Origin of the sequence: Ruegeria sp. R14_0 (genome assembly GCF_017743975.1) — a bacterium.
Classification (GTDB): domain Bacteria; phylum Pseudomonadota; class Alphaproteobacteria; order Rhodobacterales; family Rhodobacteraceae; genus Ruegeria.
This window is the reverse complement of the sequence record NZ_JAGHRC010000014.1, coordinates 1-21,258: the sequence shown is the minus strand read 5'-3', so window position 1 is coordinate 21,258 and position 21,258 is coordinate 1. Positions and strand designations below refer to the sequence as shown.

Annotated in this window: 21 protein-coding genes, 1 tRNA gene and 2 pseudogenes; 12 read left to right on the top strand and 12 right to left on the bottom strand. The window is 53.3% G+C overall.

Going from position 1 to position 21,258, the window contains the following annotated elements; genetic code table 11:
* Positions 1 to 50: 50 nt before the first annotated feature.
* Together J7416_RS22225 and J7416_RS22895 are read left to right on the top strand one after the other, a co-directional pair.
* Positions 51 to 127: transfer RNA gene (locus J7416_RS22225), tRNA-Met, on the top strand.
* Positions 128 to 317: 190 nt separating this feature from the next.
* Positions 318 to 653, top strand: coding sequence for a hypothetical protein (locus J7416_RS22895; protein WP_348540299.1), 336 nt, complete (start codon positions 318 to 320; stop codon positions 651 to 653).
* Positions 654 to 710: 57 nt separating this feature from the next.
* Here J7416_RS22895 and J7416_RS22890 read toward each other — a convergent pair.
* The 4 genes and pseudogenes from J7416_RS22890 to J7416_RS22205 form a co-directional block, all read right to left on the bottom strand.
* Positions 711 to 1,733, bottom strand: a pseudogene (locus J7416_RS22890) (recombinase family protein); the annotation flags it as partial.
* Positions 1,734 to 2,115: 382 nt separating this feature from the next.
* Complete coding sequence (locus J7416_RS22215; RefSeq protein WP_209227897.1) at positions 2,116 to 3,165, bottom strand: site-specific integrase; 1,050 nt, start codon at positions 3,163 to 3,165, stop codon at positions 2,116 to 2,118.
* Positions 3,158 to 4,837: a site-specific integrase gene (locus J7416_RS22885; protein WP_209227895.1), complete on the bottom strand. Its 1,680-nt coding sequence runs from the start codon at positions 4,835 to 4,837 to the stop codon at positions 3,158 to 3,160. The genes J7416_RS22215 and J7416_RS22885 overlap by 8 nt, the downstream gene beginning before the upstream one ends.
* Positions 4,838 to 5,004: 167 nt before the next feature.
* Positions 5,005 to 5,217: a helix-turn-helix domain-containing protein gene (locus J7416_RS22205; RefSeq protein WP_209227893.1), complete on the bottom strand. Its 213-nt coding sequence runs from the start codon at positions 5,215 to 5,217 to the stop codon at positions 5,005 to 5,007.
* Positions 5,218 to 5,823: 606 nt separating this feature from the next.
* Here J7416_RS22205 and J7416_RS22200 point away from each other — a divergent pair.
* Genes J7416_RS22200 through J7416_RS22190 form a run of 3 tightly spaced genes read left to right on the top strand, consistent with a single transcriptional unit; the run spans position 5,824 to position 10,147 of the window.
* The gene (locus J7416_RS22200; RefSeq protein WP_209227892.1) at positions 5,824 to 6,591 is read left to right on the top strand and encodes a hypothetical protein; all 768 of its coding nucleotides are present in this window, start codon (positions 5,824 to 5,826) and stop codon (positions 6,589 to 6,591) included.
* A gap of 12 nt (positions 6,592 to 6,603) precedes the next feature.
* The gene (locus J7416_RS22195; protein WP_209227890.1) at positions 6,604 to 9,243 is read left to right on the top strand and encodes a S8/S53 family peptidase; all 2,640 of its coding nucleotides are present in this window, start codon (positions 6,604 to 6,606) and stop codon (positions 9,241 to 9,243) included.
* A gap of 7 nt (positions 9,244 to 9,250) precedes the next feature.
* Positions 9,251 to 10,147, top strand: coding sequence for a M12 family metallopeptidase (locus tag J7416_RS22190; RefSeq protein WP_209227888.1), 897 nt, complete (start codon positions 9,251 to 9,253; stop codon positions 10,145 to 10,147).
* Between the two features lie 112 nt (positions 10,148 to 10,259).
* Here J7416_RS22190 and J7416_RS22185 read toward each other — a convergent pair whose 3' ends face one another.
* The 4 genes from J7416_RS22185 to J7416_RS22165 all read right to left on the bottom strand — a co-directional run bounded on the left by J7416_RS22185 (position 10,260) and on the right by J7416_RS22165 (position 12,830).
* Positions 10,260 to 10,460, bottom strand: coding sequence for a hypothetical protein (locus tag J7416_RS22185; RefSeq protein ID WP_209227886.1), 201 nt, complete (start codon positions 10,458 to 10,460; stop codon positions 10,260 to 10,262).
* A 168-nt stretch (positions 10,461 to 10,628) separates the two neighbouring features.
* Complete coding sequence (locus J7416_RS22175) at positions 10,629 to 10,796, bottom strand: hypothetical protein (RefSeq protein WP_209227882.1); 168 nt, start codon at positions 10,794 to 10,796, stop codon at positions 10,629 to 10,631.
* 676 nt (positions 10,797 to 11,472) lie between these two features.
* On the bottom strand, positions 11,473 to 11,718 hold the full coding sequence (locus J7416_RS22170) for a hypothetical protein (protein WP_209227880.1): 246 nt from the start codon (positions 11,716 to 11,718) through the stop codon (positions 11,473 to 11,475).
* A 182-nt stretch (positions 11,719 to 11,900) separates the two neighbouring features.
* On the bottom strand, positions 11,901 to 12,830 hold the full coding sequence (locus J7416_RS22165) for a LysR family transcriptional regulator (RefSeq protein WP_209227878.1): 930 nt from the start codon (positions 12,828 to 12,830) through the stop codon (positions 11,901 to 11,903).
* A 168-nt stretch (positions 12,831 to 12,998) separates the two neighbouring features.
* Between J7416_RS22165 and J7416_RS22160 the strand changes: the two genes are divergently transcribed.
* The 6 genes from J7416_RS22160 to J7416_RS22135 all read left to right on the top strand — a co-directional run bounded on the left by J7416_RS22160 (position 12,999) and on the right by J7416_RS22135 (position 17,175).
* Entirely contained in the window at positions 12,999 to 14,015 is a 1,017-nt protein-coding gene (locus J7416_RS22160) for a TRAP transporter substrate-binding protein (RefSeq protein ID WP_209227876.1), read from the top strand.
* 68 nt (positions 14,016 to 14,083) lie between these two features.
* On the top strand, positions 14,084 to 14,620 hold the full coding sequence (locus J7416_RS22155) for a TRAP transporter small permease (protein ID WP_209227874.1): 537 nt from the start codon (positions 14,084 to 14,086) through the stop codon (positions 14,618 to 14,620).
* A 17-nt stretch (positions 14,621 to 14,637) separates the two neighbouring features.
* Positions 14,638 to 15,978, top strand: a complete 1,341-nt coding sequence (locus J7416_RS22150; RefSeq protein ID WP_209227872.1) for a TRAP transporter large permease — start codon at positions 14,638 to 14,640, stop codon at positions 15,976 to 15,978.
* Positions 15,979 to 15,995: 17 nt separating this feature from the next.
* Positions 15,996 to 16,490, top strand: coding sequence for a universal stress protein (locus tag J7416_RS22145; protein ID WP_209227870.1), 495 nt, complete (start codon positions 15,996 to 15,998; stop codon positions 16,488 to 16,490).
* A 211-nt stretch (positions 16,491 to 16,701) separates the two neighbouring features.
* Complete coding sequence (locus tag J7416_RS22140) at positions 16,702 to 16,929, top strand: DUF1127 domain-containing protein (protein WP_209227868.1); 228 nt, start codon at positions 16,702 to 16,704, stop codon at positions 16,927 to 16,929.
* Positions 16,930 to 16,971: 42 nt separating this feature from the next.
* Complete coding sequence (locus J7416_RS22135; protein ID WP_209227866.1) at positions 16,972 to 17,175, top strand: hypothetical protein; 204 nt, start codon at positions 16,972 to 16,974, stop codon at positions 17,173 to 17,175.
* A 92-nt stretch (positions 17,176 to 17,267) separates the two neighbouring features.
* Here J7416_RS22135 and J7416_RS22130 read toward each other — a convergent pair whose 3' ends face one another.
* Genes J7416_RS22130 through J7416_RS22115 form a run of 4 tightly spaced genes read right to left on the bottom strand, consistent with a single transcriptional unit; the run spans position 17,268 to position 20,766 of the window.
* Entirely contained in the window at positions 17,268 to 18,410 is a 1,143-nt protein-coding gene (locus J7416_RS22130; RefSeq protein WP_209227864.1) for a saccharopine dehydrogenase family protein, read from the bottom strand.
* 3 nt (positions 18,411 to 18,413) lie between these two features.
* Positions 18,414 to 19,466 carry a saccharopine dehydrogenase gene (locus tag J7416_RS22125; protein WP_209227863.1) on the bottom strand — a complete coding sequence of 351 codons (1,053 nt, stop codon included), beginning with the start codon at positions 19,464 to 19,466 and terminating at the stop codon, positions 18,414 to 18,416.
* A 14-nt stretch (positions 19,467 to 19,480) separates the two neighbouring features.
* Entirely contained in the window at positions 19,481 to 20,095 is a 615-nt protein-coding gene (locus tag J7416_RS22120; RefSeq protein WP_209227862.1) for a glutathione S-transferase family protein, read from the bottom strand.
* Positions 20,096 to 20,115: 20 nt separating this feature from the next.
* Positions 20,116 to 20,766, bottom strand: coding sequence for a histidine phosphatase family protein (locus tag J7416_RS22115; RefSeq protein WP_209227861.1), 651 nt, complete (start codon positions 20,764 to 20,766; stop codon positions 20,116 to 20,118).
* A 365-nt stretch (positions 20,767 to 21,131) separates the two neighbouring features.
* On the opposite strand from J7416_RS22115, the pseudogene gcvT reads away from it, so the two are divergent.
* A pseudogene (gene gcvT, locus J7416_RS22110) lies at positions 21,132 to 21,258 on the top strand (glycine cleavage system aminomethyltransferase GcvT); the annotation flags it as partial.

Here is a 21,258-nt window from a genome sequence, read left to right as displayed (position 1 = left end):
TAGAAAAATCCCCACATCTCTCTCTAACGATGATACAAATCTGACACTGACGCGGGATGGAGCAGCCCGGTAGCTCGTCAGGCTCATAACCTGAAGGTCGTAGGTTCAAATCCTACTCCCGCAACCATCACGGTCGAACAAAGTGTCGAACAAGCCGCCTCAGGGTGGCTTTGTTCGTTCTGGGGTGTTCCCAACGCCATCAAGCCCGCCAGTTCCCCAATGAGTTCAATTGTATATGTCCCATCTTCCGGGACCAATCGAATCTCTGACAACAGACCGCGAATGATGGATGTCGCTTCAGCTTGCGCCGAGGGATCGTGCAGCGCCGTGGTCAAATTGGTCACTTCTTCCCGATACACATCGGACAGACCGGGGTGCAGCAAAACTGGTGGTTCTTTCGACGCCGAATTGATGGTGTCTTGGAGTTCGGATTTGCGAACCTCCAACACTGTCAGTTTATCCTTCATGCTGGCGTGAAACATGCCATCGCTGATGGCGTCGACGAGATGTGCGATCTTGCGCTCGACCTGCGTCAGATCGCGTTGGGCTTTACTCCGTTCCTGTTGAAGGGACCCGGCAAGACGGTTGTACTCCTCCTGATAGGCGTTGGTGAATTCCGCGATCAAATCAGGGTGCAGCAATTGCTCTTTTAGGCCGGAGAGGACGCGACCTTCGAGGTCCGTGCGTTTGATTGTTAGCTGATTGCCGCAGGTGCCTTTGTTCCGTTGAGTGGAGCAGCCGTAGTAGTGTTTGCCAACTTGAATGACGCCGCCGCCACAACACCCACAGGTCAGCATGCCGGAAAACAGATGTCGTGCCCGCTTGGTGCGGCCCAGCTTCTTGATGCCGTCGCTTATCGCGGCGTTGCGCGTCTCTGCTTGCCGTTTCTTTACCGCGTTCCAAAGCTCGTCGGATACAATCCGCAACTCGGGCACGTCTTCAATCACCCATTCCTCCGGTGGGTTTGGGCGGGCTTGCCGTTTGCTAGTGTTTGGGTCTTTTACGAAACGCTGCCGGTTCCAGACCAACCGCCCGATATAGAGTTTGTTGTTCAGGATGCCGGTGCCGCGTTGGTGGTTGCCATAGATGGTTGATGCGCCCCACGTGCCACGGGGTCCGGGAACACCCTCTTTGTTAAGGTTGGCAGCGATAGCACGTGGGCTCAGCCCATGGCTGTAGTCTCGAAAGATGCGCCGGACGATCTTAGCCTGATCCTCATTGATCCGGCGTTCCCCTGTGGTGATAGTCCCATCTGCCCCCATGTCCCGCACGACATCGTAGCCGTAGGTAACACCACCTGCCGATTTGCCTTTGCGCACACGCCCCTCAAGTCCGCGATGGGTCTTTTGAGCCAGGTCTTTCAAAAACAGGCTGCTCATGGTCCCCTTGAAGCCGATATGCAGTTCGGAAATCTCTCCTTCAGCCACGGTCACAATCGCGATGCCCTGAAACCGCATCTGTTTGAAGAAGGCCGCGATATGTTCCTGATCCCGGCTGATCCGGTCGAGACCTTCGGCCACGACGACATCGAATACATTGGAGCGTGCGTCTTCCAATAGTCGCTGGTAGCCGGGGCGGAGATGAGACGCGCCGCTCAGCCCTCGGTCGGAATAGGTCTCCGCCTCTTGCCAGTCGTTGCCATTGATCAAGCGTAGACACAGCCGATGTTGATCCTCAATAGAGGCGTCACTTTGAAGATCGGTGGAGTAACGGGCGCAGATGGCGGCGCGCATGTGTCGGGCCTTTCGGACTGAGAAACGAGATGGCCCAACCCATTATAGGCATGGATCGGGCGGTGTCTTCCACTTTCGATTGCAACTTGTTGCAATGGTTTTTCGCCGCTGTTCTCTTCGCAGCCTTACTTTCCGTTGCAACAGTTGCAATTAGACTGGGCATTCCGTGAAGGCTACATGTGTAACAAAATCAGTGTTTTAGGTATTGATGGTAGGTGTCAAATAAGACAGGCTGGGTTCGGGCGTCGGAGAGACCGGATGGAAGTGTCTTCCTAGGTGTTTCTTTCTTTCTGACAATCGAACAATGAATCTCCAAGGATCATTTGATACTTGTGTTCATTCCGACGCCCACAATGCCTCTTCATCAAAGAACCAAAGCATATCACCGCCGGGATTTTTTGAGTTGATTGACGACACTCTGGTATGCATCGCAGGCGGATAGGCCGGAGGCGCGATTGTAGTGTTTCTCCGCCATATCCAGAGTTGCGTGTCCCAGGATGTCCCGGATGATGCCCACGTGTTCCGGGTCTGTCTCGGCGATCGTGGTGGCCGCGATGTGCCGAAACTTGTGGGGTCGAAGTTCAACGCCTAATGGACGTTTTGTCACTTTGGGTAACTCGCGTGAGGGACCATCCGGTGTAATCGGATCGCCATATTGATTGATCCAGAGCGCATTGGATGTCTTGCGCCCAAGCAGGATTGGTCGATGCCTATCCAGATAGGTCAACATGGGATTGACCAAGGCCTTAGGAAGAGGAGACCAACGGGCCTTCTTGGCTTTCATGTCCTCAGCCGAGAAAATCAATTTGAATCCTTCTTTGGTTTTGCGCAGATGCTGATCTTCTGTCATCGCCAACAAGGCACGCCGACGCACCGGGCGCGAAACGAGAAAGGCTATCATCAATGCTTGGCGGAAGTGAATTGCACGCTTCAAGTCGTTGAGCGAAGGATCGTCCTCGATGTCTTCCAAGCATAGGGGGCTTCTGCCCAAAACCTCATTTGCTGAAATTGGCACCGGTTTAGGGAGACTCTTGTGGTCCGCGCGATGATTTAAGCGGTTGAAAAGTCGGTTCAGCCAGCCCCAATTGCCGGTGGGTTGGATGGCTGCTGCAAGAACGTACAGGTCACTTACCAGATTTTTAAGTGTGATAGCGCCAACGCGCGTCTCAGCCTCTTCCAAAAAAGCACGCACCGCATCTTTGGTGATGCGGTCCGTTGGCCGACGTTCTAAGAGCGTTGGCTGAAGCCGTTCCATCCATGACAGCCAGTAGCCATAACTCTGGCGTCTCTTTTTGCGACTGCCGTCAGACCAATCAACGCATGGTCCCATTCCGTCAAAGATGTCACCAGTTGCGAACAAGGCCTCCCAGGCGGTTTTATCCGCCTGGGGCCAATCTTTGTAAGGAAGAACAAGAGGGATCGTCCTAGTCATCGGGTTTGCCTTTCCATTTGGAAAGAACCACCTCGTCGTAGTGGTCATGTGCCCACTGGTTGCTGAGTGATGCGTAGAAATCCATCGTGGTCTGGAGCCGTTTATGTTTGAGCAGGCGTCGTACCGTTTCGAAATCACCAGGGCGCTTCTCGAGGTAAAGCTTTGCAGCAATGTGCCGGAACAAATGCGGGTGCACCTTCAATCCAGTCTCGCGTAAGACACGCTGGGTGAGTTCACCACCAAAATTGCTGGGCGCTCTAGGCCTTCCGTCGTTGTTGCGTGGGAACAAGGCTCGTCCATCCGTCAGTGACACCTGCGGTCGGAATTGCATGATGTAGCGATGCAGCAGCTTAGAACTGCGGGCGTTCAGTTTAACCTCAATCGGATCGCCATTCTTAACCTCGATCCCTTCGATGCGAATGGAATACAAAGTATGCGTGCCAGAGCGAGCCTTTATCAGGTGTTTATCCAGATCAAGCCCCGCGAGGTTTTTGACACGCATGGGGCAACTCAAGAGGATGGTCAGTGCCGCAGCGTGCATCGCCACCAAAGCGCTGTCGCGCCGGGTTGGATTGTCATTCGCACGAAACATCAGCGTATCTGGCAGACTTAGCAACAGGGCCACGTTCTCCCAGTCGTTGAACTGGGCGAGGCGTTCTGCGTTTTTGCTACTCATACCGCGCGGGGCCGTAGCGACCCGTTTGTGGATGGCTTTGAGTGCCTTGATAACGTCTTCCGGCGCGTTCAGATGGTGCCTTCCAATCGCGATACAGGTTGCAGCTATATTGCTCAGCCCGGACGGTGGAGAATTGCTCTCATGTCGATCCATCATCGCCAGAAAGGCAGTTTTGAGATTGTCTGGTGTGACCAATACAGAAAGGCTGGTGAAGTCTTCCGGGTTGCTACCCGTAGTGACCAATGTGTCCAGCATTTGACGCAGATGTGCTCCGGTATTGCGCAGGCTGGTCTCACGCAGAGGTTTGTCCGGTCCATCATCGCTGAAGATATCGCGTTGCGCTAAACGGTCGATATAGGCCTTGATCTCTACTTGCAGGCTTTGCGGGTATTCCGTCAGCGGGCGGGCCACATAGCGGTCCGATGACAAACGCTCCAAGCGAGGAAGGTAGAGACCGTGTTTGCCAATCACATGGTTCCACGTGTCGATCATGGATTGAATATGCTTCGCCGGTTCGTTCTTCAGCAGCACAGCGTCGAGGGCTGCCTGAAACGCCTGAACCACTTCGCTGTTGACCTCCGCCGGTTGGATCGACCGGGCACCGCAAAAACGTACAAAACGCATCAAGCCCCAAACTTGATGGTTGGACACTACGGCCTTGAGAAATGTGTCCCACTCCGGTGTCAGGCCAGACTTGGCTTCCACGTCTTGCACGACGCCGACCGACCGCAACGCTCTGGCCAAGTCGCTTATGGTCGTGCTGAGGGTTTTAGGCTTCACACCACAGGCTGCCGGATGCAACGATGCCAGTAGCTTACGTAGCTGCGGTATGTCTGTCGGAATGTCCGATGGCGGTCGGTTCAAGTATGTGCTGATGCGTGAGATCGCGGATAGCTTGGACTGCTGACGCTTCTTGTCAGGGTCCGGGTTGGCCTTTAGCGCTTCCAACACTTCGGCCAAAGTCGCTGTGGGTTGGATGTCTTGGTGATGAGTCACGATAAACCTCTTTGGTTTTTTGATAAGGACAAAAGGGGACATTTGAGGACAGGCAGTCCCATGGCGGCCCTCTTGCGGACATTCGGGAAACCAAGGCTGTGAATTTGAAACCAAAGTTCGTGTCCCCGTTTTCCCGAACGTTGAAAAAAGTGAATATTGTGAATGTTTTAGAGAACATGTGCCGCCGCCTGATTGCCGCGTTGCTTGGCAAGGGCATGCAGATCGTTGCGGGCGACGCGCCAATCGCGGCCCAACCGAGTTGCAGGCAGTTTGCCGGATTTGATCCAGCGACGAACTGTCTTGGTGCTGATGCGAAACAACGCGGCGACATCGCGTACGCTGAGATAAGCGGCATCCTCTGAATTCGGCAGATCAACCATTATCCACCTCCGCATTGCAACTGTTGCAGCGAGTTGCAAAATCCGACCGCGCTGAGTCGCGGGCCAGCAGGTGCACTAAATCGGTTAGGGATTTGGAAAAGGCGGCATCAGGCAGATTGCCCTTGTGATTGGTAGACGAACACGTCAAAGCAGTGGTCCTTCCTAAGGAACCGCACGAGGCAATGATCGTGTTGTTTGGCAGGGGAGCGCACTCCACATAGCAAAACACTGACCTCAAAAGAGGTCAGGATCATTGCCATCGAGTGCTCTCAGGACGAAGAACCGCCCCGTTCTCTCCCAATGATTGCGGCCCAGCCATTACGGCTGGTGGGTTAAAAGTGGCCTCAGTTTACCTGCGTTAGGCTTCAATGAAAAATCCGCACCCGTGCGCTAACACTTTCGTAACACATTCAAAACTGCTCTGCGCATTACTCTAAGCGACCGGATCAAGCCGAACCCGGCATTGTAGAGCCGTGCAAGGTCACCGTGAACGATCCTGCCGCCACCGAGTTGGTATTGAGATAGACAGGGTATGCGAAAACAGCCGTAAGTTGAAAGAATCAAAAAATCGTGATATCACCATACTATTGTTGCGGGAGAACTATTGTGAAGTTTGGTATTTCTATTGCATTTATTTCGTTAATTTCAGCTGCAGCTTGTCAACAAGAGCTTCCGAAGATCCCACCGGGTGGAGAGGCTTTCATACCCAAAGGATTTCTTTGTAGCGTCACGCCTTCAACTGCCTATAGCCCCGGCTACGTTTTCCGGATTGACGCCTCCGGCGCCGAGTACCTGGTCTTGGATGGGCGCGATAATGTTGAGACAATTGAAGACGTCGCTGCGCTTGGTACCTACTCTGCAAGCGTCACACGTTCCGCCGCATTTGGACTGTCACTACTGGCGGATGCTGGGCCAGTCGCAAGTGGAGCCGGTGTTGATGCATCCGGAGGGTCGTCCAGCGGTACTACGATGAAATTCTCCGATGGAATGATCGTTCAAATGGAAGACAGGCAAGAAAAAGCCTATCTTGATGCCGTTCAAGACGAAATTCGAGCTAGACCGGGAAGCCGCTATTATTTTGTTCGAGATGCGATTCAAGCCAAAGGTGTGGATATCAGACTAAGCGCTGGCGACGAAGCAAAGCTTGGTGGAGAAGCGAAAGTTGCAGATTTGGTGAGTGCCAAACCCAACTTTGAGTATAAACGAACTGAAAAGCTTGAAGTAATCGGCACGTTCGACGAGCCTCTCAATGTATGTGTGAGAGCTGTTGAAATCTTCGAGACGCCTGACGGTGACGTCGTGGATTCTCCCGTTGAGGGTCAAGTTTACCTAGCACAAGAAGATTTGGCGAAGATTGTTACCGGCATGAAATGAGCACTATGTGCCATGTTGCACTTTCGCATTTCTAAAATTGTCTTTGTTTATTCTGGCGCTTTGCTTCTGAGTTCACAGTATGCGACGTCCGCGGGATACGATGCCGTGTTTTCCTACGGTTCTGAAGGTCTGAGCGAGGCTGAGATCGCACTTCTGGCGACCGGCGTCGCTCGAGTTCCCGTGGAGCATCCGGAAGATGTACCGCGCGAAGATGCGATTTCGAACTATTGCTCCAATCCGGTAGACGGTTGGATGGATGCTGTCGAACTGATATTAGAGGAAGGAAATCAGACCTTATTGCTCCCCCCGTGCCTGCCCGCGCAAGAAACAGGCTATATTCTTGATTATGCGGCCGACTTTTTGGATGTTCGCGCTGCATATCAGGCCGATAGCGCTGGATTTGAAGACTTCGCGGTTCAACATGCCGCACCGCAGGTCAGCGCTGACCAAGTAGATATCTCTCAATTTGCTACTCCGGAGATACTTCCTGATGCTTTTGTTTTTGGCTACGAATTCTGGCTACGTTCGCTTCTGGCACAGTCAGAAAACTCCTTTGAACATAGAAGTTTTGAGCCACCGTCTGTTGGTTGGATTTACGGGGACAAAGTCTGGGAGCAGGTGACAGCGGCTAACGAAGCTGGTGGCATCACTGATAACGCCGCCTCAACACTTTTCAACCGCAGTATTGCTGATGTCGCATCTGTCGAAGCCCTACAGCCAAGTGAATTGTCGAACTACTTGGATGGCTTTTTCGGTTTTGAAGTCGGTCAGTTTCAAAATGACTTAATCCCAGACGTCGGTCTAGAAGTAGAGCAACCATTGTTCGGAGGGTACACAAATAACTCTGGTGCTGTGCTATACCGACCGGTTGGGCGGGGACTATTGGCAGAAACCATGCCGAGACAAGATTTTTCTCAAGGTATAGGTCAAGGTCAAGCTAGCGGATGGTTAGGCTATCCGGGCGAAACGCCGGGAACGATAAGGATTGAAGTCGGCGAGGCTGAGCAAATTCAACAAGTTTTGGATAGTTATGATGTGGCGGGTTTTCAACCAAGGCAACCAATTGCACCTGTTACCTTTCCAAGCGCAGTCGAAGGCGCTTCGAGTTACTTATCTGGGTTGCAAGCGGCAGAGCCGAACGTTTTGTTTGACGCACCCAATGAAACGGTTGAAGATTCTGAAACGGTAAGTTTTTCGAACGGTTTATATTGGCGGCCCACTACGCTGAAGTCCATTGAAGTTTCACTTCAAATAGATCCAAACTTGACTGTTGAGGATGTAAGAAAAACTATTAGTGACCACACGCCCGGAGGTTTCGACGAAAGTGGAATTGAAATAAAAGGCAATTTGGAGCACTTCGGCGAATTGTCCGGGGAATTTTGCGAGAATGGTGATGAGGATTTTTGGAATTTCGATTTCGACTCCTTTAACGCAGAACGAGAGCGACAACTTTTGCTGCTACCCGAAGGCGAAGTGCCTTCCCCTATTGGAATTGCGGTGTTGGATTTCGGAGCGCCTGAAGACGTAACGGAAGAAAAGCTAAAAAGGCTTCCTTTCAAAATTGAACCATCAGCAAAAGGCTACTTTGATGATGATGAAATAAAACTTGGTTTAAACTCGCATGGTGTTTCTGTGGCCTCAGTTGCTGCAGGCCAACGCTGGTTGCCCATTGAAAGCGAAGTATTCGTCGAAGTGTTTGACTTATTAGAAAAACCAAGGGTGGGCCAGGGGCGCCGAATACATCAGAAGCGTCTTTCGGACGTGCTTCTAGACTCGCAGAATTTGGCTGTAACGGTAATGAGTTTCGGAATGAGTCTTACAAATGAGGACTTAAGCAATAGGCTCAAGAACGCCATATCCCGACATTCCGACCAAATCATTGTACTTGCGGCAGGCAATGGCAAAAATCAGGGTGTCAACAGAGTGGGAAGCTCAATCAATGCTATTGCACGATACCCACACGTTGGAGAGATTGGGCTGGATGAGGGAAGAAATCGGCTAGTTGTCGCGGGATTGGAAGCGCCGGACAAGTTAGCTATGTGGTCGGACTTTGATACCGAGGACTCGGTCATGCTGGCGGCACAAGGATGCAATGTTCCATCAATTGGTTTCGACCAAAATTCAGGGGATTTTGTTGCCAAGAGTTCAAATGGAACGTCTTTCTCTGCCCCTTTTGTCGCTCGCATAGCGGCGGAGATGGCATCTCTCATACCGGCTAGACATAGAGATAGGGATGTCCGCAACCGCTTGGTTGCGACTGGTAAAATCTTCTCCGAGAAAATAGGTCTAAAAACGCACATAATTTCAGTGGTGGATCCGACCGCAGCAATCGCCGTTAGGTCGCTACTTCTGGATATTCAAGAAAGAGAGCGATTGTTTGGCACTGAAGAAGTGAAACTGAAACCGAGCAGCTTTTGCGAGTTAGATAATAATGTGCAGATACACGATTTGCATGACCTGATGCGTGTTCACAGGCCTTCCAGTGATGGCAAAGAGTTTTTGATAATAACTAAAGACGGCGGGGGAAAATTAAATATTTTTGAGTGCGCGGCAAAATTGGATGTAATGTTTTTTGACGGAATCAAAGAAATTCAAGATCAGCCGATAAACATATCTGAAATAAATGACGTTTACCTTCCATTAACAAAATAGGTGAATCATGAATTGCAATTACTTATTCTCGTTCGTTGCTGCCGTTTTGTTTGCTTTACAGCTTCCTAACATAGCATTTTCTCAACAAAACAAAGTTAACGAGCCAGAGGGTTACTCTGATGGAATTGGATTCGAAGATGTGAACATGATTCGGGAAAGTGTTCCTCTGGAGAATGGAGATACCCTAGAATTTTGGGTGACGGAAGATGGATTGGCCGTCGTTGGGGGCGACATAGTTCTCGGAACCGTCGAAGAAGTTATGGAGCAAGTAAACTCTGGAGTTGAGCTTGAGAGTTTTGGGATTGTAGTGCGGGACGATAAGCAATTATGGCCAAAAGGAGTAATTCCTTTTGCCTTTGCAGAAAATTTTACCGACAAGAAGATGATTAGGTACGTAAACAAAGCAGCAAAAGAATGGACGAAAAAAACAGATATTACATTTGAAAAAATGGACCTGGGTGATCTGCCAGATGAGGCTCTGATAATCAAGAGAAGTGCGGGATGTAAATCGCATTTAGGTTTCAAAGAGGGAAAAGAGCGAAACTTGTTTCTGTCCGACCTTTGTACTTATAACCACGTTGTGCATGAACTTGCTCACATAATTGGACTTTTCCACGAACATGCTCGATCTGATCGGGATAAGTACATAAAGATAAACAACAAAAATCTGAAGGAAGGGGTCGCAGATCAATTCGAGTTCGACAAACAACAGCACATGGACCTGTTGGACTATTGTTTTGAGTCCACCACACACTATTGGAAAAATGCGTTCGCTAAGGAAACGCACCTGACCACTATCGAGTCTCGGAATCCCGCTTATGGAACAGTACCGCTTAAACCACAAGGAATTGCCGAGTGTGATGTAAAGGTGGTAAATGAACTTTATTCGGAAGAAGTAAAATAGAATATAGTGAAAACGTGATTTTCGGAGAGTCGCAATCACTGCTGGCGACCTATAATATCAGCCGGTTAATCACCTTTTCGATATTGCAATCTAGACGTTTTTGCTGAGATACTTATTCGAAGGCTTCTAGCGACTGTATTTCTTTGGCGCTGTGAGCAATGCATGTCTGACGGGCTTTTACGTGCGCGCTGGTGAGTTTGCGAGCCACAACCGTTATGATGAATTCTTGAGGTTTGCCCGCATCGCGAAATTGTTCGGCGAGAATTTTCAGGACCGTATCGTGATTGGGTGCGACGATAGCGGTCTGGAACATCACACGCCGCAGAGGCTTTCTAGCTCGCTTGCTTCACAGTGCGCCGCTGTCGTGTTCAATGGGTGCGAGGCCAATCAAAGCAGAGGTCTGTTCTCCCGACATAGGGCTCAGTTTGTGTATTTCGGCAATCAGCACTGAGCTGGCGAAAAGGCCGATCCCAAGGATGGATCATAAAATGAAAGGTGTTTCTTGTAGAGCGTTGATGTTGGCGATGGTCTGCTCGATCTGCTTCTCCAACTGCGCAATCTGTCGGTCCAGTATGAGCGTCAGCTCAGCATCCATCTCATCTAACAACGCGCCAGTTCCTAGATTCTTTTGGGCTTTGATCTGCACCATAGGGCGCTTTCGCGTTTCCACTATTTGGCCACGTTTAGAATCCAATGCCCTGAGAGCGCGCAATTTTCAATGCGGTAGGCTACGACCTACATGCGGCCTGAAGATCATAAAGTTCGCGATGAGTTCCGCGTCAATCCTGTCCACCAGTGGATTACCGTACTGAACAGCAGTTTGTTGTGCAGAAAGGGCATAAACGCTGAGCAAAGAGTCCGGTAGCATTTTTCTTTAGACCTGACGCTTCAGCCGCGTTCGATAACGGTGGTTTCGCCCTCCCGCAACCAGCGTCAGAATATCTCAAAGCAGCCCGTTCAGACTACAATTGATCCACAAAGATCAATTGCTTAACGTCTTCACCTCGTCAGGCCCAAAACCTGAAGGTCAGAGGTTCAAATCCTACCCCCGCAACCAAAATCCAAACAGACCGTTCGATCTACAAACAGTCCACTGGACTGTTTGCTTTACGATCTCACCTCGTCGTTATCAGCGCGTTCACGGCCCCAAGGCGGGCACAGTCCCTTCAAACCATAACCCAAAGGCCCCAGGTTCAAATCCTACTCACAAAACCAACGTCTGAAAATCTAACAACAACCCGTTCAGACTTCAATCGATCCACAAAGATCAATCGCTACACACCTTAAACAGGCTTCTGACGCTGAGTTGCTGATAGCAACCCAGGTTACTCTTGCTTCCAACCGTCTTCGTATTCCCCAAGAACACGCGACAAGTGGCGCAGTGAAGCGAAGAGCCTTGCGTACAAGTCTCGTGACAGCATTGTCTTGTTGTCGTCCAACAGTTGCAGCAAATCAACCACGCCTACGGCGAAGGCATCATAAACCTGCTGGTCAGCCGGAGTGGGGTCCAGTGTCCAGATGTCGTGTTCATCGTAATAGGTTACGGATTGCGGTTCGTCGTCGATCATCATTCTGCCTCATGCGGATGAAGCGCATGTATGTCAGAATCGAGAGGACTCCAGCTAATTGGCAAGAAATCACAAGAGTATGGCGCCCTCAAACACGGCCTGGCGCGAGTATGAATTCAGGGCTTTTCCCAGTGTTTGGCTTCGAACAACTTACACCCACAAAAGCAGATGAAACGGCCGCGATGCTATCGGTTCCGAAGCCGGGAGGAACTGGAGTGTTCGCTCAGCAGCACATCCAAAAACAGCTTGGTGACCCGCGTTGGCTCTGGATTCTTTCTGGTCACGGCGGCGAAGCGCGTGCGGTACTTTGTTTCATCAGGCAACAGTCTCCGAATCTGGCGCGAGTTGACAAATTCTTGGGCAAAATGATCCGGCAAATAGCCCAAGTACCGACCAGACAAAATTAATATCGCCAATGCTTGTTCGTTTTGAACTTTGGCAGAACGGCGAAAACCCAACTGTTGGCCTACGATCAGGTTGGGAGAGTTCACGCTGAGACCCGCATAGTTATACTTGAGCAGATCGCTGGTCTTGAGTTCGTGATCCGGGGTGTCGAACAACGGATGCTCTCTGCCGCAATACAGGAACATGTTTTCACCATAGAGGGGCGCGTAGTTCAGACTTGTTGAGGGCCGATGCAAGGCAATAATGCCGACATCAAGCCTGCCACTGATGACCAGGGTCTCAATCACGTTTGGCGGTTCCAGCGAGAGTTCAAGCTGCACCGACGGAGCGGCTTCGTTGAACCGGTGGATTGCCCGCGCGAGGCCGGATTCAGGGTTCGAAGCGCATTGGTCAAACAAAGAAACGCGAATGGTCCCGCCTAGCTGCTCTTTGATCTCGTTGACCTCATTTCGAAATTGCGACACGGACACCAAAAGGTGATCGGCCGCTTCGAGCACTTTGGCGCCGTCTTCGGTCAAGGCAAACCCGGAAGGGCCGCGGTTGCACAGTTTCAGACCAAGCCGCAATTCAAGATCCGTGATATGTTTGGAAATTGTAGATTTACCGACATTCAGTTCGACTTCGGCAGCGGAAAATCCACCGCTTTCGACCACGGTTTTGAAAACGCGCAACAACCTGATGTCGCTGTCTGCGATGCGTGCAGCAACCATTTTCGTCCTAACTCTCAAGGTTCGATATGTATGAAACCTATCGCGCAGAGAATAACAACATAGAAACACTTTCCACAAGCTAGTGTCCCCGGACCGAGGCAGATTCGGACCGTTCATCTCTCCCCAGAACGGCGCGCTCCTCGAAAACTGAAAACTGGGAGGACATCTATGTCATTCATCAAAAAGCTTGGCACCATGACGGCGGCTGTATCCGTCGCGGCACTGATGGTTGCAGGCGCGGCAGACGCGAAGAACTTTAAGATCGCGGTTGGCGACAGTGCAGGAAGCGCACAAGAAGCTCTTGGTCTGGCCTTCGTCAAGGCACTCGAAGAAAAGTCGGGTGGCGAGCACACAGCAACACTGTTCCTGAACGGTCAGCTGGGTTCCGAGCAGGACACCGTCAACGAAGCGGCCATCGGCACGCTGGACATGTCGCTGTTGGCGATCAACAACATCACTCCGTTCTCGCCTTCAGTTGGTGTATTCACGCTGCCTTACGTGATCCTGTCGCTGGAAGATGCTGAAACGCTGACCCAGGGCCCGATCGGTCAGGAACTAGTGGAAAACACCATTCGTGACGCAGGTGTGCGCATCATCGGCTGGACCTACACTGGTTTCCGTCGTCTGACCAATTCGAAAAAGCCGGTTAGCTCGGTTGCCGACCTGCAAGACCTGATCATCCGCGTTCCCAAGAACGAAATCATGATCGAAACCTACAAGGCCTGGGGCATTAACCCGACGCCGATGGCTTGGTCGGAAACCTTCACCGGTCTGCAGACCAAAGTTGTCGACGGTCAGGACAACCCATACCTGACCATCAACGCAATGAAGTTCTACGAGGTCCAGGACCACGTAACCAACCTGCGTTACATCTTCTCGATCGAACCGCTGATCGTTTCGGAATCCGTATTCCAGGGTCTGTCGGAAGAAGATCAGAAGATCCTTCTGGAAGCCGGTCAGGAAGCAACTCTGGCATCGGCTCAATTCCTGCGTGACTCTGAAGCTGCGATCAAGGAAGAGCTGACCGCCAAAGGCATGGAAATCATCGATCCAGAGAACGATGAGGCCGAGTTCATCGAACTGGCAACTGGTGCCGTGTGGCCGCAGTTCTACGAGTCCATCGGCGGTGTCGAGAAACTGAATACGGTTCTCGAAGCCATCGGCCGCGACCCGGTCCAGCAATAATCGCCGCAGAGCGAAAAGGGAAAGAGCGCTTCGGCGCTCTTTTCACATACAGGGAGTTGTGAAGCGCGATGTTCTGGAAAATATTCAATAATATAGAGAGTATCATTTGCCGCATATTACTTTCGGGTTTCGTCTGTCTGCTGTTCGCACAGATCGTCGCCCGCGAAGTATTCGGGTTTTCGATCAGCTGGATCGAGGAACTGTCGGTCTACATGTTCGTCTGGTTCGTCTATTTCGGTGCCAGCTATGCGGCCCTGAAAGGCGCGCATAACAGGGTGACGTTTCAGTTCAAGTTCCTGCCCCACCGTTACATCAAATACATCGAGGCGTTTGCCGATCTCTTCTGGCTCTTTTTCAACGTCTACTTCCTGTATCTGGCGACTGACTTTGTCTTCAACAAGATGAACAAGTTCTGGAAATCCCAGACCTTGGGGATCGAGATGAAGTACATCTACATGGTGCTGCCTATCGCGTTTGCGCTGATGACCTTCCGCATCATTCAAGTGAACTATCGTCGCCTGATCAAAGGTGAAGACATCCACGATCCTGATCAGATCGACCTCGATGAAATCAAAGCTGCCACCGAAGCAGCCAAGCGCGACTGAGGCAGGGAGGAATAACAATGGAATCCGAAATCGTCACAATCCTATTTGGATCATTTCTTCTACTGCTGCTTATCGGTGCACCGATCACGGTTGCTCTGGGTGTGGCATCGCTGTTCTCGTTCCTGTACCTGGGCGAAAACCCGATCAAATTCGTGCAGATTGCCTTTACGTCTGTGGGTGCATTCCCACTGATGGCGCTTCCTGCGTTTATTCTGGCGGGGGCCCTTATGGAGGCCGCCGGTATCTCGAAACGCCTGATCAATGTGGCTGAAAGTCTGGCCGGTCCGTTCACCGGCGGTATCTCGGCTGCAACGGTCATGGCCTGTCTGTTCTTTGGCGCCATTTCGGGCTCGGGCCCGGCAACAACCGCGGCCGTGGGGATGCTGATGATCCCAGCAATGATCGACCGCGGCTATGAGCGCGGCTATGCCTCTGCGATTACCGCTTCTTCTGGCGGTCTCGGGATTATTATTCCTCCCTCCATCCCGATGGTTATCTTCGGCATTGCCGCGCTCGGTATGGCGCCACCTGTTGAAGCGGTCGAAAAATTCGGCACCTTCCAGTCGGTTTCGATCTCGAAACTGTTCATCGCGGGTTTTGTGCCGGCCTTCCTGATCGCCACCAGCTTGCTGATCCTGAACTTCTTCATGTCGAAGAAGCGGGGATACAAAGGTGTATCCGAAGGTTGGTCGATCCGTCATGTGGGATGCGAGATGTACCGTGGGTTCTGGTCGCTGATGGCACCTTTGGTGATCCTGGGCGGCATCTACACCGGCTTCTTCACCCCGACCGAAGCTGCTATCGTTGCGATCTTCTATACCCTGGTTGTGGGCGTGGTGATCTATCGCGAACTGACCTGGCAGTCGCTGTTCCAATCGCTTGAATCCACTACATGGCTGACCGGCCGCGTTCTGCTGATCCTGTTCACAGCAACCGTGTTTGGCCGTCTGCTGGTGGAAAACCAAATCCCGGCGATCATCGCGGACTCGATGCTCAGCTTTACCGACAATCTCTATGTGATCTGGGCGCTGATCATCTTCTTCCTACTGTTCGTCGGCATGTTCATGGAGACGCTGGCCACCATCCTGATCCTGGTTCCGGTGATGTTGCCGGTGGCCTATTCGGTGGGCATCGACCCGATCCACTTTGGTGTAGTGATGGTCTGTACGCTGGGCATTGGCTTCCAGACGCCGCCGCTGGGTGAGAACCTGTTCATCGCTTCGGGTATCTCGAACATCACAATCGAACAGATCTCGCTGCGTGCGCTGCCCTTCGCGGCTGCCAATACGATCGCGATCTTTGTCATTGCGTTCTTCCCTGAATTGTCACTGTGGCTTCCAAGGCTATTGGGATATTGACCTGAAAGGATGACGATATGAAACAAATGGTGACGAATATCCTGTTCGCGACGGATCTGTCAGAGAATTCGGGTCATGCCATGCGCAACGCGGCAAGCATCGCCATGGCGACCGGGGCCGAAATTCACGTCTTGCATGTGAATGAGCCTCTGTCCGAAGACGCGAAGATCACGATGGATATGTTCATCCTGAATGAAGAGGCCCGCAAAACGGCAACGCAGCGTCGCCATGAAATGGTGCGCAAGGTGCTGGCCGAGCGGCAGGCCAAGTTCTGGGCGCAGTTCGAAGGTGATGATGCCAAGATCCGCGAACAGGTCTCCTCGATCGAGGTCACGGATGGCCATCCGGCAGAGGTGATCTTGAGGCGTTCGATCGAGATGGGCTGTGACCTGATCGTGCTGGGCGCACATGACCACGGCTTCTCGCATACCTTCCTGGGCACGGTTGCCAAACGTGTGCTGCGGCGCTCGAAGATACCCACATTGATCGTTCCAAACCCAGACGAAGTCTAATCCTCAAACGGGCCGCTGCCGACCGCAGCGGCCCGTTCACTATCAGACGACCGGTTGGGCTTTTCCGACCCTCTCCCCCAAAATCTCTGGCATTTTGCGCCATCGGCACAAGGTTAACGGACCTTAATGCTGCGCTGTGCTCTTCTTAAGATCGGATCCCTTTATTTGAGTTGTGACCAAAACCGCAACGCAAATTCAGGAGGAGAAGACAATGCAAGCAACCCAAACCGTAACCCAGAATCGCAACGTATTTGCCGCCATGTTCGCGGATTATGCAGAAGCCCGGACCGAGCATTTCCGCCGCCGGATCTTTGCAAACACCGTGCGCGAACTTGAGGCGCTGAGTGATCGTCAATTGCGCGATATCGGCGTCCCGCGGGATGAAATCAAGCAACGAGCATATGACAGCGTCTATCACGGCAAACCCTACCGTCAGTGACAAGCATATTTTGCTCACGTCATACAATCAGGAGGAAAAAATATGTTCGACGTCATCCCACCCACCAAGCACCTGCACCCATCGGAAAGTGCCCTGCTGTTGTTCGACCGCGCCATGCGCATTCGCGCGATCAGCGCTGATATTGTCCGGGCCGCGCAGTATTTGAACGCGTATTCCGATCAGGAACTGTCAGAACTGGGCATAAACCGAAGCGACCTTGAGGATACGATCCGACGGTACATCTGAAGGCGGGCGACCGCCCATCGCGACAGAGGCGAAAATGTTAAAGACAAAGACATAAAGCCACTCCGGCAGCGCGGAGTGGCTTTTTTGATGCGTTAGCCGAGGTGATCCACGACTTGCAGATGTTGGGCCAGCTTGTCGATCTCGGCCATCCAGCTCTGTACCAGTTTCGGATCGCTGGGCGCGGCGTGAACGCCGACAGGGATCGCGCGGTTCAGGACCGCCTCGACCGCCAAAGAGACCGGGATGGACACCAGTCGCGCCATCGCTGTGCCACGGGCATCGCCCCAGGCATCCATGACATAGGTTTTGTTCCAGACCTCGACGCCGTCTTTTTCGGCCTTTAGCCCGACACACAGAACCACGCGATCAGGCTCGCCTTCGTCATAGGCATTTTCATCCCAGAACTGGTCTGACATTTCTTTCAGGCGTGCATCGCCTTCGGGCCCGGACAGCGTTTCGATGTCCCGGAATACGTCCGACCACGCATCCGCCCATCCGTTAAGGCGCAGGGTGCCGCGGACGAATTCCTTGACGGTCCAATGGTCCTCGAACTGGTATTCAGCCATGAACGGCAGCGAGTCGCGGTTTGGATAGACCTCAAAGCTTTCTGGTGTCGGCAGCGGCGCGATATAGCTGCTGATCGCATCCCATGGGCGGGCGACGTCCAGCGGGGCATAATCGCGGATCGATTTCGACGGCGAGCGCAGAGCCTTGAGCACACCCAATGGCGACCAGCTGAATTTGTACCGGAACGGGTTCGGGTTTTTCGGGATGCCGCCGCAATACGAGATAAAGCTCAGGTGGTTCTGCGGATCAAACGCATCCGACGCGCGGTAGTCTGCGACCAGAGCATGCGCCATCAGGTGGTCAATGCCGGGGTCCAGCCCGACCTCATTGACCAGCGCCACACCGGCGTCGCGCGCCTTGTCGTCCAGCGCACGCATTTCAGGTGCAATGTAGGAGGACGAGACAAAGTTGGCCTCTTTCGAGATTGCCAGTTCGGCCAGCGGCACGTGCCAGTCGCCCGGCAGCATGGATACGATCACATCGCCTTTCGCCAGAACTTCACCCAAATCGTCGATGTCAAAGGCGCGGATGTCGTCGGTCAAGTCTCCGACCTCGGCCTTGGCCTTTTCGATCGTCCGGTTCCAGACGGTGACCTTATGCCCGCCTTCGATCAGACGGCGCAGGCCGGGGATGGCCGACAGGCCGGTGCCACACCAGTGAATCGTCATCGCTCAGAGTCCTTCGATATGGGTTTTGTAGGTTGCGTCTGCCCGGCCCCAGACGCCGCTGTCCAGATCGGTCAGAGTCAGCAGCGAGGGCAGCAATTGCGCCGCGTAATCCTGCGAGCTTTCGACCGGCAGCATCGAGGGCAGGTTGTCGATCGCCATCACGTCCATCACCGGATCGGTGGCCACGCGCAGGGCGGGGGCCTCCCATGTGGTGGCGTGGTCATAGACCGGCACAGGATTGTAGTCGCTGTCCGGGTCGCAGGCCACGTCACCGATGGCGGTCAGCTTGCGTGGGGCGTTCAGCGCCTCGCGCGGCACAAAAACCGGCGTGCCGGGGCGTGCGAAAATGCAGTTCAGGAACAGGTCGTGTTCGAGGATTTCAGGGAAGGGCCCACCAGAGGCGGTTTCGGCAATGTCCCACTTGGTGACGCTGACGCCCATTGCTTCGCACAGGTCCGCAGCCCCTGTACCGACGCGACCCAACGCGCCGATCACGATGGCCCGGGGGCGGGTGCCTGTGGCATCCAGCTCGGCCAGCAGTTCGGCGTTCAACGTGTCCTTACCGGGGTAAACACCGACCGGAGGGCATTCCTGCCCCCGTTGCTGAGCAATCCACGTTTTCAACGTAACCGCAGCGCCGGCATAGCCTGCCCAATAGCCAAAGGCAGCAACCCGGCGGCCGTCCTCGTCGACCAGATATTCCAAATCGTAAAGCGTTCCGCCACCGGCTTTGAACCGCTGCAACAACGCACGACCGGAATGCTGGCCCTTATAGGCGTGACCGAACATGATGTGGCGATGCGGCAGCGGGGTCCCGTCCTCGGGCAGTTCCTTAAGCCCAAAGATAATGGCGTCCAGCGGCGCTTCGGGCCAGGCGTTTTCAGGCGCGATCTCGCACCCGGCGGCTTTGTATCCGTCAATTGGGATGGCGCGGACGTGGCTTTCCTCGACCGTCACACGGATGCCCGCCGCGATCAGGGCCGCCGCGCCTTCAGGCGTCAAACCAACCCGTTCCTCGTTCGGGCGCTGTTCTGCCCGGACCCAAAGATGTGTCATACCCAGTCCTTTAATCAAAGCATCCCGGCAGCGCGCACCGCCTGAACGGATGGCCGCGCCTCCATCGCCTCGCGGAAGGCGAGGATTTTGGGAAAGGCCGAGACATCGACGCCATCCCCCTCCAACCAGCTGCAAACCACATACAGATACGCATCCGCGAGCGAGACTGTCTCACCCAGCACAAAAGGTCCGCGCAATCCGTTCGTTACGATGTATTGGCAAGACTCGGTCATGGTCTGCGCCACCTTGCCCTGCATGTCTTTCCAGCTGGACTTTTCATCAGCCCATCTGCTGCCCCGCATCTTATGCGCGTGGTTCACATGCATGGTCGAGGCCAGATAAAACACCACCTCACGCATCCGCGCCGCCATGACCGGGTCATCAGGCACCAGGCCCGCTTTGGGCGCGACAGCAGCGATGTATTCCAGCAAAGCCCCGGTTTCGGTCAGGATACCGCCATCCACAACCAGCGCCGGAACCCGTCCTTTGGGGTTGATCTGTTTGTACGCCGCTTTGGTTTGCTCCGCTTCGGCAAAATCAAGTCGAACCGGTTCATAGTCCAGCCCCGCTTCCTCTAACGCGATGGCAATTGCGACCGAAATGGTACGGGGGGCATAGTAAAGCTGCATCGGGGGTCTCCGGGCTACGGTTACAGGTGCGTTTGGGCGAATTGCCGGTCGGGCGCTTCCAGATGCGGGACAGCATTGAACAGAACCGGGCTCATTTGCGCCCCAATCGGATGCAGACGATGCATTGAGGTATTCATGATGGCAAGAGCCACACGCGCCATTGCCGATATGTCCAGTCCCATCGCCTGACGCACGACCATCGAGATCAAGCCGCCCGAGGTCACAACTATGGCCGGACCGCCTTCGGTCCCGATATCGCGCAAAGCGTCCGAGACCCGCGTTTCGAACTCTTCGAACGTTTCCGGTGTGTCTTTGATTTCACCTCTGGCCCAGGCCGCAAACGTGCGCGGCAGATGCTCGACAAAGCCTTCGCGGTCCGTGGGCACCGGGACGCCATGCTGTTCTTCGTAAAGCTTTGCGATGTTGAAATATTCCACTTCGTTCAGGCGTGGATCGCGGATGGGCGCGGGCAGCCCCATGCTGGCAGCAGTTTCCACATGGCGGGTCAGGGTGCCGCTGAAAACCCGTGGATAAAAGGCTTGTGTGATCTGCAGATGCGCCCCAAGCCAGCGCGCCTGTTGATGGCCCAGATCGCTGAGCTTGTCATAGTTTGCTTCGTCTCGTGCGGCGGTGTTGGCCTGCCCGTGACGCACCAGTGTAATATGTGCCATGGCGTCCCCTCTTGCGCGAAGTCTTAGGGCAGGTTCCGGGCAGGGGCCAGAGTCCTTGAACAGATTGCGGCTAAAAATCAATTTGATGCACTGGCTGGGCTTTTGTGCCGCACATTTTTGCCGAAGGCGCGCGATCAGTGATGTTGCCTAACGGAAAAAAGTTTCCTATAGGATACAAAGCCACCAAAAGTGGCCCATACTCAATTCTGCGACACCTTCTGTTCGGGGCCAAAAATGACCAAAGGTTCATGCCTGTTGACTTGCTACGCAGTCCCGGGAACCTTTGTGTCCATCTACGCCAGTTCAGAAATGCGGGCACACATGTCGCGGTGTATTTTGCCACGGGCTAACGAAAGGTCTCTGCCATGACCGAATTGAAACGCACGCCATTGTACGACTTGCATGTTGAGTTGGGCGGTAAGCTGGTTGATTTTGCTGGGTGGGAGATGCCTGTTCAGTATCCTTTGGGGATTATGGGTGAGCATAAGCAGT

Coding starts and splice junctions, on each gene's coding strand:
- J7416_RS22130 (WP_209227864.1), bottom strand. CDS start 18,410: ATGACGATTCACTGGTGTGGCACCGGCCTGTCGGCCATCCCCGGCCTG.
- J7416_RS22165 (WP_209227878.1), bottom strand. CDS start 12,830: ATGGTTGCTGCACGCATCGCAGACAGCGACATCAGGTTGTTGCGCGTT.
- J7416_RS22155 (WP_209227874.1), top strand. CDS start 14,084: ATGTTCTGGAAAATATTCAATAATATAGAGAGTATCATTTGCCGCATA.
- J7416_RS22125 (WP_209227863.1), bottom strand. CDS start 19,466: ATGACACATCTTTGGGTCCGGGCAGAACAGCGCCCGAACGAGGAACGG.
- J7416_RS22135 (WP_209227866.1), top strand. CDS start 16,972: ATGTTCGACGTCATCCCACCCACCAAGCACCTGCACCCATCGGAAAGT.
- J7416_RS22195 (WP_209227890.1), top strand. CDS start 6,604: ATGTTGCACTTTCGCATTTCTAAAATTGTCTTTGTTTATTCTGGCGCT.
- J7416_RS22170 (WP_209227880.1), bottom strand. CDS start 11,718: ATGATGATCGACGACGAACCGCAATCCGTAACCTATTACGATGAACAC.
- J7416_RS22190 (WP_209227888.1), top strand. CDS start 9,251: ATGAATTGCAATTACTTATTCTCGTTCGTTGCTGCCGTTTTGTTTGCT.
- J7416_RS22115 (WP_209227861.1), bottom strand. CDS start 20,766: ATGGCACATATTACACTGGTGCGTCACGGGCAGGCCAACACCGCCGCA.
- J7416_RS22140 (WP_209227868.1), top strand. CDS start 16,702: ATGCAAGCAACCCAAACCGTAACCCAGAATCGCAACGTATTTGCCGCC.
- J7416_RS22120 (WP_209227862.1), bottom strand. CDS start 20,095: ATGCAGCTTTACTATGCCCCCCGTACCATTTCGGTCGCAATTGCCATC.
- J7416_RS22215 (WP_209227897.1), bottom strand. CDS start 3,165: ATGACTAGGACGATCCCTCTTGTTCTTCCTTACAAAGATTGGCCCCAG.
- J7416_RS22205 (WP_209227893.1), bottom strand. CDS start 5,217: ATGGTTGATCTGCCGAATTCAGAGGATGCCGCTTATCTCAGCGTACGC.
- J7416_RS22160 (WP_209227876.1), top strand. CDS start 12,999: ATGTCATTCATCAAAAAGCTTGGCACCATGACGGCGGCTGTATCCGTC.
- J7416_RS22185 (WP_209227886.1), bottom strand. CDS start 10,460: ATGTTCCAGACCGCTATCGTCGCACCCAATCACGATACGGTCCTGAAA.
- J7416_RS22175 (WP_209227882.1), bottom strand. CDS start 10,796: ATGGTGCAGATCAAAGCCCAAAAGAATCTAGGAACTGGCGCGTTGTTA.
- J7416_RS22150 (WP_209227872.1), top strand. CDS start 14,638: ATGGAATCCGAAATCGTCACAATCCTATTTGGATCATTTCTTCTACTG.
- J7416_RS22145 (WP_209227870.1), top strand. CDS start 15,996: ATGAAACAAATGGTGACGAATATCCTGTTCGCGACGGATCTGTCAGAG.